This is a genomic window from Streptococcus mitis (assembly GCF_047462815.1).
Classification (GTDB): Bacteria; Bacillota; Bacilli; order Lactobacillales; family Streptococcaceae; genus Streptococcus; species Streptococcus mitis_DO.
In genome coordinates, this window is the sequence record NZ_JASHFB010000003.1 from 132612 (window position 1) to 145479 (window position 12868).

Here is a 12868-nt window from a genome sequence, read left to right on the forward strand (position 1 = left end):
TCTTCGCCTCTTGCTTATGAGGAGGTGGACGCAATCGCAACAATTGTAGAATTAGTCAGAGAAGTTGTAGAACCTGTCATAGAAGCACCTTTCGAACTTGTGGATATCGAGTATGGAAAGATTGGCAGTGACATGATTCTCAGTATTTTTGTAGATAAACCTGAAGGAATTACCTTGAACGACACGGCAGACTTGACAGAAATTATCAGTCCTGTCCTAGACACCATCAAGCCAGATCCCTTCCCAGAACAATATTTCCTAGAAATCACCAGTCCAGGCTTGGAACGTCCTTTGAAAACCAAGGATGCTGTCGCTGGAGCGGTTGGGAAATACATCCATGTCGGGCTCTACCAAGCCATCGATAAGCAAAAGGTCTTTGAAGGAACCTTGGTGGCCTTCGAAGAGGACGAGTTGACCATGGAATATATGGACAAGACACGTAAGAAAACTGTCCAAATTCCATACAGTTTAGTATCAAAAGCACGTTTAGCAGTAAAATTATAGAAAAAGAAAGGATAGCTTTTGAGGATTCAAAAGTGAAGAAAACATGAGTAAAGAAATGCTAGAGGCCTTCCGCATTTTGGAAGAAGACAAGGGAATCAAAAAAGAAGATATCATCGACGCAGTAGTAGAGTCGCTTCGTTCCGCTTATCGCAGACGCTATGGTCAATCTGATAGCGTGGCTATTGACTTCAACGAAAAAACAGGTGACTTTACAGTTTATACTGTCCGTGAAGTGGTTGATGAAGTATTTGATAGCCGTTTGGAAATCAGCTTGAAAGATGCTCTTGCCATTAATTCAGCCTATGAACTTGGAGACAAAATCAAGTTTGAAGAAGCACCTGCTGAGTTTGGTCGTGTAGCAGCCCAATCTGCTAAACAAACCATTATGGAAAAAATGCGCAAGCAAACACGTGCCATTACTTACAATACTTACAAAGAACATGAGCAAGAAATCATGTCTGGTACAGTAGAACGCTTTGACAACCGCTTCATTTATGTCAACCTTGGCAGCATTGAAGCCCAATTGTCAAAACAAGACCAAATCCCTGGAGAAGTTTTTGCTTCTCATGATCGTATCGAAGTTTATGTCTACAAGGTTGAAGACAACCCTCGCGGTGTCAACGTCTTTGTTAGCCGTAGCCATCCAGAAATGATCAAACGCTTGATGGAGCAAGAAATTCCAGAAGTTTATGATGGAACTGTTGAAATCATGAGCGTGGCTCGTGAAGCTGGTGACCGTACTAAGGTTGCCGTTCGCAGTCATAATCCAAACGTGGACGCTATTGGTACAATCGTTGGACGTGGTGGAGCGAATATCAAGAAGATTACTAGCAAATTCCACCCAGCTCGCTACGATGCCAAGAGCGACCGTATGGTGCCAATCGAAGAAAACATCGACGTTATCGAATGGGTAGCTGATCCAGCTGAATTTATCTACAACGCTATCGCTCCTGCTGAAGTTGACCAAGTTATCTTTGATGAAAACGACAGCAAACGTGCCTTGGTGGTTGTTCCTGATAACAAGCTTTCTCTTGCTATCGGTCGTCGTGGGCAAAACGTTCGCTTGGCAGCTCACTTGACTGGTTACCGTATTGATATCAAGTCTGCTAGTGAATTTGAAGCCATGGAAGAAGCTGCTTCAGTAGAGTTGGAAGCAGAAAACGATACTGTAGAAGAATAAAAGCTGCTAGAGGAGGGAAAGATGAAAACAAGAAAAATCCCTTTGCGCAAGTCTGTTGTGTCCAATGAAGTGATTGATAAGCGTGATTTGCTCCGTATTGTCAAGAACAAGGAAGGACAAGTCTTTATCGATCCAACAGGCAAGGCCAATGGCCGCGGCGCTTATATCAAGCTAGACAATAAAGAAGCCCTAGAGGCGAAAAAGAAGAAGGTCTTTAACCGTAGCTTTAGCATGGAAGTGGATGAAAGCTTTTATGACGAGTTGGTCGCTTATGTGGATCACAAAGTGAAAAGAAGAGAGTTAGGACTTGAATAAGCAAAAGTTAAGCAATCTCTTGGGACTTGCTCAGAGAGCAGGGCGGATTATATCGGGTGAAGAATTGGTGGTCAAGGCCATTCAAGACGGCAAGGCCAAGTTGGTCTTTCTAGCCCATGATGCTGGCCCCAATCTGACCAAGAAGATTCAAGATAAAAGTCATTATTATCAAGTAGAAATTGTAACCGTGTTTTCAACACTGGAATTAAGCATAGCAGTCGGAAAATCGAGAAAGGTTTTGGCTGTAACAGATGCTGGATTTACAAAGAAAATGAGGTCTCTTATGGAATAGAAGAGGAGGACATGATTTGTCTAAGAAAAGATTGTACGAAATCGCAAAAGAACTTGGAAAAGAAAGTAAAGAAGTTGTAGCGCGTGCAAAAGAGTTGGGCTTGGATGTGAAAAGCCACTCATCAAGTGTGGAAGAAGCTGTCGCTGCAAAAATCGCTGCCAGCTTTAAGACTGTAGCTGCTCCGAAAGAAGAAGCAAAACCTGCAGCACCAAAAGCAAGTGCAGAAAAGAAAGCCGAAAAATCTGGGCCAGCTAAACCAGCTGTGGCTAAGGAAGAGGCAAAACCGGCTGAGCCAGTCGCTCCTAAAACAGAAAAAGTAGCAGCTAAACCGCAAAGCCGTAATTTTAAGGCTGAGCGTGAAGCTCGTGCTAAAGAGCAGGCAGAACGACGCAAGCAAAATAAGGGCAATAACCGTGACCAGCAACAAAACGGGAACCGTCAGAAAAACGACGGCCGTAATGGTGGAAAACAAGGTCAAGGAAACCGCGACAATCGCCGTTTTAATGACCAAGCTAAGAAACAGCAAGGTCAGCAAAATCGTGGAAACGAGCGCCGTCAACAAGAGGACAAACGTCCAAATCAAGCGGCTCCACGTATTGACTTTAAAGCCCGTGCAGCAGCCTTAAAAGCAGAACAAAATGCAGAATATGCCCGTTCAAGTGAGGAACGTTTCAAACAGACTCAGGCTGCCAAAGAAGCCTTGGCCCAAGCTAACAAACGCAAGGAGCCAGAGGAAATCTTTGAAGAAGTGGCTAAGTTAGCTGAACAAGCGCAACAAGAACAACAAGTTCAAGCAGTGGTTGAAGTCGTCCCTGAGAAAAAAGAAGCTGCAGTGGATACACGTCGTAAAAAACAAGCTCGACCAGACAAAAATCGTGACGATTATGATCACGAAGAAGATGGTCCTAGAAAACAACAAAAGAATCGAAGTAGTCAAAATCAAGTGAGAAATCAAAAGAATAGTAACTGGAATAACAACAAAAAGAACAAAAAAGGCAATAACAAGAACAACCGTAATCAGACTCCAAAACCTGTTACGGAGCGCAAATTCCATGAATTGCCAACAGAATTTGAATATACAGATGGTATGACCGTTGCGGAAATCGCAAAACGTATCAAACGTGAACCAGCTGAAATCGTTAAGAAACTCTTTATGATGGGTGTCATGGCCACACAAAACCAATCCTTGGATGGGGAAACAATTGAACTCCTCATGGTGGATTATGGTATCGAAGCCAAACAAAAAGTTGAAGTGGATAATGCCGACATCGAACGTTTCTTTGTCGAAGATGGTTATCTCAATGAAGATGAATTGGTTGAGCGTCCACCAGTTGTAACCATCATGGGACACGTTGACCATGGTAAAACAACTCTTTTGGATACCCTTCGTAACTCTCGCGTTGCGACAGGTGAAGCAGGTGGTATCACTCAGCATATCGGTGCCTACCAAATCGTGGAAAATGGCAAGAAGATTACCTTCCTTGATACACCGGGACACGCGGCCTTTACATCTATGCGTGCGCGTGGTGCTTCTGTTACCGATATTACTATCTTGGTCGTAGCGGCAGATGACGGGGTTATGCCTCAGACTATCGAAGCCATTAACCACTCAAAAGCGGCCAACGTTCCAATCATCGTTGCCATCAACAAGATTGATAAACCGGGTGCCAACCCAGAACGCGTTATCGGTGAATTGGCAGAGCATGGTGTTATGTCAACTGCTTGGGGTGGAGATTCTGAATTTGTTGAAATCTCAGCTAAATTCAACCAAAACATCGAAGAATTGTTGGAAACAGTCCTTCTTGTGGCTGAAATCCAAGAACTCAAAGCAGACCCAACAGTTCGTGCGATCGGTACGGTTATCGAAGCTCGCTTGGATAAAGGAAAAGGTGCGGTCGCAACCCTTCTTGTTCAACAAGGTACATTGAATGTCCAAGACCCAATCGTTGTCGGAAATACCTTCGGTCGTGTCCGTGCCATGACCAATGACCTTGGTCGTCGTGTTAAAGTGGCTGGACCATCAACACCAGTTTCTATCACAGGTTTGAACGAAGCGCCAATGGCGGGTGACCACTTTGCTGTCTACGAAGATGAAAAATCTGCGCGTGCAGCAGGTGAAGAGCGTGCCAAACGTGCCCTTATGAAACAACGTCAAGCTACTCAACGTGTCAGCCTTGAAAACCTCTTTGATACCCTTAAAGCTGGTGAACTCAAATCAGTTAACGTTATCATCAAGGCCGATGTACAAGGTTCTGTTGAAGCCCTTTCTGCCTCACTTCAAAAGATTGATGTGGAAGGTGTCAAAGTGACCATCGTCCACTCAGCGGTTGGTGCCATCAACGAATCAGACGTGACCCTTGCGGAAGCTTCAAATGCCTTTATCGTTGGTTTCAACGTACGCCCTACACCACAAGCTCGTCAACAAGCAGAAGCTGACGATGTGGAAATCCGTCTCCACAGCATTATCTATAAGGTCATCGAAGAGATGGAAGAAGCCATGAAGGGGATGCTTGATCCAGAATTTGAAGAAAAAGTTATCGGTGAAGCAGTTATCCGTGAAACCTTCAAGGTGTCTAAAGTGGGAACTATCGGTGGATTCATGGTTATCAACGGTAAGGTTACCCGTGACTCTAAAGTTCGTGTTATCCGTGACGGTGTTGTTATCTATGACGGTGAACTCGCAAGCTTGAAACACTACAAAGACGACGTGAAAGAAGTTACAAACGGTCGTGAAGGTGGATTGATGATTGATGGCTACAATGATATCAAGATGGATGATGTGATTGAGGCGTATGTCATGGAAGAAATTAAGAGATAAGATTTTTTGCTCCTTTCTTAGGTGGTGAGGGACGCAAGCAAACCGATGGTTTCATTGCTTATTTTTGAGCCTAGGGTCTCAAAAATCCCCTGTGATGGGACTGATAAATCAGTTCCATCACTTTCACCACGGCGAAAGAAGCAGATGATTTCAAATTGAACTTCGTTCCAATTTGAAATGAAAATCAATAAGTTTAAAAATAGCTAGGTCTGCTGGCCTAGCTTTTGGTTCAAAGTAGAGAAAGGAATATCATGGCAAATCATTTCCGTACGGATCGTGTGGGCATGGAAATCAAGCGTGAAGTCAATGAGATTTTGCAAAAGAAAGTCCGTGATCCGCGTGTCCAAGGTGTGACCATCACAGATGTTCAGATGCTGGGTGACTTGTCTGTTGCCAAGGTTTACTACACCATTTTGAGTAACCTTGCTTCAGATAATCAAAAAGCTCAAATCGGGCTTGAAAAAGCAACTGGTACCATCAAACGTGAACTTGGTCGCAATTTGAAATTGTACAAAATCCCAGATTTGACCTTCGTCAAAGACGAGTCCATCGAGTATGGAAACAAGATTGACGAGATGCTACGCAATCTGGATAAGAACTAAGAAGGAGGGGTAACCCTCTTTTTTGGTGGAGAAATGGCTATAAAACATACTGGGAAATCTTTCTAGACTTAAAAATTATTAAAAAGCTTTATAAAATTTAGATAGTGTGATATTATGAAATAAAGATACAAGAGAAAGAGGTATTTATATGGCTGAACAAGACTTAGCTATGCAAGTATTGCAACAAGTGGTGAAACTACCTGTTGTTAAGGTTGATCGTTCGAAATTTTTAGTGGATAAGTTTTCCAAAGAATTGGATCCACAGGACATTCCTACTTTATTAGAACAAGGCCCAACGTCTCTCTTATCTCAAGAAATCTTAGATCGAGTGGCTAATGCCTGCATTAGGGATAATGTTTTATTGGCGAGTGGAACCTCTGTTTTGGCAGGATTACCTGGAGGGATTGCTATGGCAATTACCATTCCAGCTGATGTGGCTCAATTTTATGGTTTCTCTCTGAAATTGGCTCAAGAATTAGGTTATATTTATGGATATGAGGATCTTTGGGCTTCACGCGATGAGTTGAGTGAAGATGCTCAAAATACCCTCTTGCTTTATCTAGGTGTAATGTTGGGGGTAAATGGAACCGCTGCCTTGCTACGTGCTGGTGGTATAACAATTGCCAAACAGGTAATGAAAACAGTACCTAATAAAGCGTTAACAAAGACGCTTTGGTACCCTATTTTGAAAAAAGTCTTAAAAATATTTGGTGTGAATCTGACCAAGGGAGGGCTGGCCAAAGGAATGGGGAAATTCATTCCTATCTTGGGTGGTATCATTTCAGGTGGTTTAACCTTTGCAACTATGAAACCAATGGGGGAAAGCTTGCAGAAAGAATTATCCAAGCTAGTCAACTATAGTGAAGTTCAATATCAAGAAGATGTTGAAACAATCCGAAAAGAGGCTGAAATCATCGAAGGAGAGTAATGTGGGACTCATAAAAACTCTAGCTAAAACTTATGGTAATTACTTTTTGACCGTGCAAGGTGTAAAAGTGATGAAAACGATAAAGAAAGATGACCATGTCGTTGTCGGTCTGGGAAAACTCTTTATTGCAGACAAGTTAATGGATACGGCTCGGTGGCTCATCAAGCCAGAGGAGAGAGAATGAAATTTTTCTGGGGACTTCTTGCCATTATTTTTATTAAACCGATTATTGGGATTTTGAAATTCTTTTGGATGATCATCTCTTTTGCAGTCCAATTGCTGTTTTACAAGCTATTATTTAAGATATTGGATTGGCTCTTTAAACTTATTTAGATGGTTATCCAAGTCGCAGAGAACTAGCAGGAACTCTACTGCTAGTTTTTTAATCTCTTTCCTTGTGGTATAATAAAAGCAGTAAAATCATTTTAGAACATTCAATGGAGGTCGTCATGGACAATATCATCGATGTGTCAATTCCCGTTGCAGAAGTGGTGGACAAGCATCCAGAAGTCTTGGAAATTCTAGTTGAGCTGGGATTTAAACCCCTTGCCAATCCCTTGATGCGCAATACAGTTGGTCGTAAAGTATCGCTCAAACAGGGTTCTAAGCTGGAAGGAACCCCTATGGACAAGATTGTCCGCACGCTGGAAGCAAACGGCTACGAAGTGATTGGGTTAGACTAATGGCAGATGAACGGATTCATGTCCTGCGGGATATTTTGTTAGAATTGCATAATGGCGCCTCTCCTGAGTCGGTTCAGGAGCGCTTTGATGCGACCTTTACAGGTGTTTCAGCCATCGAGATTTCCCTTATGGAGCACGAGCTGATGAACTCAGACTCAGGTGTCACCTTTGAAGATGTTATGGAACTTTGTGATGTCCATGCCAATCTGTTTAAAAATGCTGTTAAGGGTGTCGAAGTTGCAGATACCGAGCACCCAGGTCACCCAGTTCGCGTTTTCAAGGATGAAAATCTGGCCCTCCGTGCTGCCTTGATTCGCATTCGGAGATTGGTAGGTACCTATGAGTCTATGGAAGATGAAGAAATGCTGGCGGAGATGCGCAAGGGCTTGGTCCGTCAAATGGGGCTGTTGGGGCAATTTGATATCCACTACCAGCGCAAGGAAGAGCTCTTCTTCCCCATCATGGAGCGCTATGGTCACGATTCACCTCCCAAAGTTATGTGGGGAGTGGACGATCAGATCAGGGAACTATTTCAAACAGCTTTAGCGACGGCCAAGTCACTACCTGAAGTGCCGATTTCCACTGTAAAAGAAGATTTTGAAGCCTTTACGACAGAGTTTGAAAGTATGATTTTCAAGGAAGAGTCCATCCTCCTTATGATTCTCCTTGAGTCCTTTACTCAGGATGACTGGCTTCAGATTGCAGAGGAGAGCGATGCCTATGGTTATGCCATCATCCGTCCGTCTGAGAAATGGGTGCCAGAAAGACAGAGTTTCGTCGAGGAAAAGAGCGCAGAGGGGCAAGTTCAGCAAGTTATCGATACGCCAGAAGGACAGTTTACCATTACCTTTACCCCTAAGGAAAAGGAAGCAGTGCTGGACCGTCATAGTCAACAGGCTTTTGGGAATGGCTATCTTTCAGTCGAGCAGGCTAATCTCATCCTCAATCACCTCCCCATGGAGATTACCTTTGTCAATAAAGACGATATTTTCCAGTATTACAATGACAATGCGCCAGCTGATGAGATGATTTTCAAACGGACACCGTCCCAAGTCGGGCGTAATGTTGAACTTTGCCATCCGCCTAAGTACTTGGACAAGGTCAAGACTATCATGAAGGGACTTCGTGAGGGGACCAAGAATAAGTATGAAATGTGGTTTAAGTCCGAGTCGCGAGGTAAGTTTGTCCACATCACCTACGCAGCAGTGCACGATGAAGATGGAGAATTCCAAGGTGTGCTGGAATACGTTCAGGATATCCAGCCCTACCGTGAGATTGATAGGGACTATTTCCGTGGATTAGAATAAGGAGAAAAAATGAGTTACGAACAAGAATTTATGAAGGAATTTGAAGCCTGGGTCAATACCCAGATTATGATCAACGACATGGCACATAAGGAAAGCCAAAAAGTCTACGAAGAAGACCAAGACGAGCGTGCCAAAGATGCTATGATTCGCTACGAAAGTCGCTTGGATGCTTATCAGTTCTTACTTGGTAAGTTTGAAAACTTCAAATCAGGCAAGGGATTTCATGATTTGCCAGAAGGCTTATTCGGTGAGCGAAATTATTAAACGAGAAAGATTCTTGATTTTTTACTAAAATCTTGATAGAATATTTATATTAAATCCTTGTCAGAGCAGGGGTTTTTTATTGAAAGGATTTTATCATGTCAAAGAAACTCAATCGTAAAAAACAATTACGAAATAGCCTCCGTCGCGCAGGTGCCTTTTCAAGTACTGTGACTAAGGTTGTAGAAGAGACAAAAAAAGTCGTAAAACGTGCAGAACAGTCAGCAAGCCAAGCTGGTAAGGCTGTTTCTAAAAAGGTTGAACAAGCAGTAGAAGCTACTAAAGAACAAGCTCAAAAAGTAGCCAATTCTGTAGAAGATTTTGCAGCAAACTTGGGTGGACTTCCACTTGATCGTGCCAAAACTTTCTATGATGAAGGAATCAAGTCTGCTTCAGATTTCAAAAACTGGACTGAAAAAGAACTCCTTGCCTTGAAAGGAATCGGCCCAGCTACAATCAAGAAATTGAAGGAAAATGGCATCAAGTTCAAGTAATTTTTCTTGTTCCTTGCATTTCCGAAAAAATCTTGCTACAATAGAGCCATTAGAGGTGTTTTGAATCCCGCATTTTACAGAAAGTGGCGGTGCTGAGAAGTCCACAAATGTGTCAAAACTAGTTGCTAATGGATGAAAAATTGAAATAAAAGTGTCTTTTTGTTTTAAAGACGAGAGTTGCGGGCAACTGCCCGAAATTGGGTGGTACCGCGGATAAATACATTCGTCCCTGTCATGTAGATGGCAGGGCTTTTCTTTTGCGTCTTAGTTAAAGGAGGTTGTTATGAAGCAATCTTTTAAAACAAGTAAACTCTACTATGGCTTTCCTATCTTCATTTTGGGATATCAGGATCAGAATTTTGGACACAATATTACGACCTGTAGCTCCTCTTATAGCTTGGGAGATTGGCTAGTCATTGGTGTCGGAGCTGAGGAAAATGCGGCTGAGCAAATCAAGCATTACCAGAAGTTTACTGTGAATATTCCTGATGAAAATCTCATGCTCGAGATGGAGCAGGCTGGTTTTATCAGTCATCGAGAGAAATTGAAACACCTGGGGCTAGACTACGAGATTTCTGAACGGACTCAGGCACCGATTTTAGGGGTTTGTCCAGTCGTGTTAGAATGTCAAGTTGATAGAATTATCGAGGAAGATGGAATCTGTCATATCTTTGCCAAGATTATCGAGCGACTTGCTGATCCAGATCTCTTGGATGAGAAAGGGCATTTTAAAAATGACCGTTTTTCACCGACTTACTTTATGGGGGACGGTCACCAGCGCGTTTATCGCTATTTAGATAACCGTGTTGACCCTATGGGGAGCTTCATAAAGAAAGCGAGGAAGAAGGATGTCAAGAGCTGAATTACCAGAACAATTAGAAACCGAACGACTCGTCCTACGAGTTCGTACAGTGGCAGATGCTGAGGATATCCATACCTACGCTAGTCTCCCAGAGGTCGCCTATCCAGCAGGCTTTCCTCCAGTCAAGACCTTGGAAGATGAGGTTTATTATCTGGAGCATATCCTTCCCGAACGCAATCAAAAGGAAAATCTCCCAGCTGGCTACGGAATTGTCGTCAAAGGAACCGATAAAGTCATCGGCTCTGTTGATTTCAACCATCGGCACGAAGACGATGTACTGGAGATTGGCTACACCTTGCACCCAGACTATTGGGGACGAGGTTATGTACCAGAAGCAGCGTTTGCCTTGATTGACTTAGGCTTTAAAGATTTGGGTCTTCACAAGATTGAACTGACTTGTTTTGGTTATAATATCCAAAGTCAACGAGTCGCGGAAAAGCTTGGCTTTACCCTCGAAGCTCGTATCCGAGACCGTAAAGATGTTCAAGGAAATCGCTGTGACAGCCTGACATATGGCTTGCTGAGGAGTGAGTGGGAGGTGATTTGATGCATCTTTTCATCATTGGGGCTCCGGCTTCTGGGAAAATGACGATTGGTCAAGAGTTATCTCGACTGACAGATGCTACCCTCTTTTATAACCATCAAGCCATCGATTTTGCATTAGAAATCTATCAGGACTTTACAGAGGAAATGTGGGAATTTGTTCGTGGAATGACCTTTTCTTTCCTTGGAGCAAGTGCAAGAAATCAGCGATCAGTAATTTTAACTGACGTAATTGATTTTTCAAATCAGTACCAGCTGATGTATTTAAAGCAAATTCAGGATTTATTGGATAACTTTCATCAAGAGATTCTGTTTGTTGAGTTGGAAACAAGTCTTGAAGAGCGTTTACGTCGAAATCGAACGGAGAATCGATTAAAGCACAAACTCTTAAAACGACATATTGAGGTATCTGAAAGAGAAATTTTAGAGACCGCTGAAACACTTCGATTAAATTCTCAACATCAACCGAATGAGTTGCACCATTACTTTAAAATAAATAATACGAGTTTGACTGCAAAAGAAGTTGCTAAGCAAATTCAAAATAAAATGAACAAAATAGAGAAAGGACAAACACATATCTAAACAACTTTAAGAAGATATTCTCAAGACTCAAGAAGTTCAAAAGTCTAAAACTTTTTTGATCACGATTTCCACCACTAAACGTAACTAGAAAATTCAGCCTTAATCGCGCTTGGGGGGGACAACCTTCAAAGCAAATGAATCACAAAGAAGCTGAGATTTACCATTAAAGCCTGTATCCGAGGCTGTAAGAATATCCAATACAGCAGAGGTAGAGTTTGATCTATTGAAGAATGAGTTATAGGAGAAAATAGATGGCTAAAAAGAAAAATAGAAAAAAAGAATTAAAACGCCAGCAAAAGTTGGATATCAAAGTTATTTCTGAAGAAGAGGCTGCTTGGACAGAAATCATGGCCAAAAATCCAACTTTTGTAGAACGTCGTACTATTCAAAATTTCGATGAACTACATACAGCAGTGATGCAATATGCTGATGAACATGGAGAGTATCCAGATGTTCAGCTAATAAATTACCAACTGAAAAATAGGACTTTTGATTGGAATCAGGATCATGCTTTATTTAGAGAAGCTATGCATACTCCGAATACACAGAAGCGAAATAAACTGTTAAAGCAAGTTTTAAAAATAAATCCAGATTATTTTGCTGCTGATTTTCATTTATTCTTATCAGAAGTTGAAGATTTTGATTTGTCAACTTTTAAAAAAGTATTGGATTTTGAAATTCTAGTTTTAGAAAAATGGAAAGTGAATGGATACAATAGTTGGAATTATTTTGAAGCACGCCCTATCCTGTCTGCTCTGATGTTTCTGATTGAGTATTATATGATGGAGAAATTCAATTCTAAGGCTATAGAATTGATTGACCTATATTTGAGTAAGCGACCAGAACGGTTTCCTCCTAATTTTGTCTTCTGTATGCTTTCCTTGTATCATATCACCGGTCAGGAGCTAAAGGTTGAGCGTTTCTATCGTGAAGAATTAAATAAAGGGAAACGGGATGATACAATTCTTATTCATGCCATTATCTCTGCTTTTTCTCAAGGAAAAATTGAGGAAGCCAGTCAGCTATTTGCAAAATTAGTGGAAATCAATGATGAAGCTGTTGGATTCTTTATAGAGGAAGATTGGCAATTCAAGGTAATAGATATAGAGGATCAAGAATGCTATTGTCCAAATTCAGTTGAATCGCTACAAGCTAGTTTGTATCCTCTGCTTGACTATTTACAAGAAAATATTATTTTAACGAAATTTTTAACAAACGAAGCCAAAAAGTTCCGCCGTAAACCAGTATTTTCGAATCATTCCAGTATGATAAGAAATTTATCCGAGGTCACTGACTGGCATTCCTTTATGAATGAGGAAAAAATGAAGGGAATTCGGATGGATTTTGTTCACATCTTTGTTGAAAATGGGATTCGTACGTCTTCAGATTTCAAAAAATGGACTGAAAAAGAAGTTCTTGCTTTGAAGGGAATTGGTCCCGTAACCGTTAAAAAGCTGAAAGAAAACGGCATAGAGTTTAAGAACGAGAAGTAATTGT

The 12868-nt window shown here is 41.7% G+C and carries 16 protein-coding genes; all 16 read left to right on the top strand.

Going from position 1 to position 12868, the window contains the following annotated elements; translation table 11 throughout:
• Positions 1-24: 24 nt before the first annotated feature.
• The 16 genes from rimP (at position 25) to QM865_RS02705 (ending at position 12864) form a co-directional block, all read left to right on the top strand.
• Positions 25-504, top strand: a complete 480-nt coding sequence (gene rimP / locus QM865_RS02630) for a ribosome maturation factor RimP (RefSeq protein ID WP_049515952.1) — start codon at positions 25-27, stop codon at positions 502-504.
• A 43-nt stretch (positions 505-547) separates the two neighbouring features.
• Positions 548-1684 (top strand): transcription termination factor NusA, encoded by a 1137-nt coding sequence (gene nusA, locus QM865_RS02635; RefSeq protein ID WP_049531427.1) that lies wholly within the window; start codon positions 548-550, stop codon positions 1682-1684.
• A 21-nt stretch (positions 1685-1705) separates the two neighbouring features.
• On the top strand, positions 1706-1999 hold the full coding sequence (gene rnpM / locus QM865_RS02640) for an RNase P modulator RnpM (protein WP_049531428.1): 294 nt from the start codon (positions 1706-1708) through the stop codon (positions 1997-1999).
• Entirely contained in the window at positions 1992-2291 is a 300-nt protein-coding gene (locus tag QM865_RS02645; RefSeq protein WP_049531429.1) for a YlxQ-related RNA-binding protein, read from the top strand. Before rnpM ends, QM865_RS02645 begins: the two co-directional genes overlap by 8 nt.
• Positions 2292-2307: 16 nt before the next feature.
• Positions 2308-5109 (top strand): translation initiation factor IF-2, encoded by a 2802-nt coding sequence (gene infB, locus QM865_RS02650; protein WP_203175827.1) that lies wholly within the window; start codon positions 2308-2310, stop codon positions 5107-5109.
• A 251-nt stretch (positions 5110-5360) separates the two neighbouring features.
• The gene (gene rbfA / locus QM865_RS02655) at positions 5361-5711 is read left to right on the top strand and encodes a 30S ribosome-binding factor RbfA (protein WP_001273601.1); all 351 of its coding nucleotides are present in this window, start codon (positions 5361-5363) and stop codon (positions 5709-5711) included.
• Between the two features lie 148 nt (positions 5712-5859).
• Positions 5860-6639 (top strand): hypothetical protein, encoded by a 780-nt coding sequence (locus tag QM865_RS02660; RefSeq protein WP_203175836.1) that lies wholly within the window; start codon positions 5860-5862, stop codon positions 6637-6639.
• A 1-nt stretch (position 6640) separates the two neighbouring features.
• Positions 6641-6823 carry a hypothetical protein gene (locus QM865_RS02665; RefSeq protein ID WP_203175838.1) on the top strand — a complete coding sequence of 61 codons (183 nt, stop codon included), beginning with the start codon at positions 6641-6643 and terminating at the stop codon, positions 6821-6823.
• Between the two features lie 265 nt (positions 6824-7088).
• Positions 7089-7322: a DUF1858 domain-containing protein gene (locus tag QM865_RS02670; protein ID WP_000368739.1), complete on the top strand. Its 234-nt coding sequence runs from the start codon at positions 7089-7091 to the stop codon at positions 7320-7322.
• On the top strand, positions 7322-8629 hold the full coding sequence (locus QM865_RS02675) for a DUF438 domain-containing protein (RefSeq protein WP_203175840.1): 1308 nt from the start codon (positions 7322-7324) through the stop codon (positions 8627-8629). The genes QM865_RS02670 and QM865_RS02675 overlap by 1 nt, the downstream gene beginning before the upstream one ends.
• A gap of 9 nt (positions 8630-8638) precedes the next feature.
• Positions 8639-8893: a DUF1912 family protein gene (locus QM865_RS02680; protein ID WP_049540673.1), complete on the top strand. Its 255-nt coding sequence runs from the start codon at positions 8639-8641 to the stop codon at positions 8891-8893.
• 95 nt (positions 8894-8988) lie between these two features.
• Positions 8989-9384, top strand: a complete 396-nt coding sequence (locus QM865_RS02685; protein WP_000038635.1) for a helix-hairpin-helix domain-containing protein — start codon at positions 8989-8991, stop codon at positions 9382-9384.
• Between the two features lie 283 nt (positions 9385-9667).
• Positions 9668-10246: a flavin reductase family protein gene (locus QM865_RS02690; RefSeq protein WP_203175843.1), complete on the top strand. Its 579-nt coding sequence runs from the start codon at positions 9668-9670 to the stop codon at positions 10244-10246.
• On the top strand, positions 10233-10793 hold the full coding sequence (locus tag QM865_RS02695; RefSeq protein ID WP_203175845.1) for a GNAT family N-acetyltransferase: 561 nt from the start codon (positions 10233-10235) through the stop codon (positions 10791-10793). Before QM865_RS02690 ends, QM865_RS02695 begins: the two co-directional genes overlap by 14 nt.
• On the top strand, positions 10793-11371 hold the full coding sequence (locus QM865_RS02700) for an AAA family ATPase (protein ID WP_414305950.1): 579 nt from the start codon (positions 10793-10795) through the stop codon (positions 11369-11371). The genes QM865_RS02695 and QM865_RS02700 overlap by 1 nt, the downstream gene beginning before the upstream one ends.
• A 251-nt stretch (positions 11372-11622) precedes the next feature.
• Complete coding sequence (locus QM865_RS02705; protein WP_414305951.1) at positions 11623-12864, top strand: hypothetical protein; 1242 nt, start codon at positions 11623-11625, stop codon at positions 12862-12864.
• Positions 12865-12868 lie beyond the last annotated feature (4 nt).

Excerpts from the sequence above, each read along its gene's own strand:
- nusA (WP_049531427.1), top strand. The coding sequence starts at position 548 with ATGAGTAAAGAAATGCTAGAGGCCTTCCGCATTTTGGAAGAAGACAAG.
- rnpM (WP_049531428.1), top strand. The coding sequence starts at position 1,706 with ATGAAAACAAGAAAAATCCCTTTGCGCAAGTCTGTTGTGTCCAATGAA.
- rbfA (WP_001273601.1), top strand. The coding sequence starts at position 5,361 with ATGGCAAATCATTTCCGTACGGATCGTGTGGGCATGGAAATCAAGCGT.
- QM865_RS02660 (WP_203175836.1), top strand. The coding sequence starts at position 5,860 with ATGGCTGAACAAGACTTAGCTATGCAAGTATTGCAACAAGTGGTGAAA.
- QM865_RS02670 (WP_000368739.1), top strand. The coding sequence starts at position 7,089 with ATGGACAATATCATCGATGTGTCAATTCCCGTTGCAGAAGTGGTGGAC.
- QM865_RS02675 (WP_203175840.1), top strand. The coding sequence starts at position 7,322 with ATGGCAGATGAACGGATTCATGTCCTGCGGGATATTTTGTTAGAATTG.
- QM865_RS02680 (WP_049540673.1), top strand. The coding sequence starts at position 8,639 with ATGAGTTACGAACAAGAATTTATGAAGGAATTTGAAGCCTGGGTCAAT.
- QM865_RS02685 (WP_000038635.1), top strand. The coding sequence starts at position 8,989 with ATGTCAAAGAAACTCAATCGTAAAAAACAATTACGAAATAGCCTCCGT.
- QM865_RS02690 (WP_203175843.1), top strand. The coding sequence starts at position 9,668 with ATGAAGCAATCTTTTAAAACAAGTAAACTCTACTATGGCTTTCCTATC.
- QM865_RS02695 (WP_203175845.1), top strand. The coding sequence starts at position 10,233 with ATGTCAAGAGCTGAATTACCAGAACAATTAGAAACCGAACGACTCGTC.
- QM865_RS02700 (WP_414305950.1), top strand. The coding sequence starts at position 10,793 with ATGCATCTTTTCATCATTGGGGCTCCGGCTTCTGGGAAAATGACGATT.
- QM865_RS02705 (WP_414305951.1), top strand. The coding sequence starts at position 11,623 with ATGGCTAAAAAGAAAAATAGAAAAAAAGAATTAAAACGCCAGCAAAAG.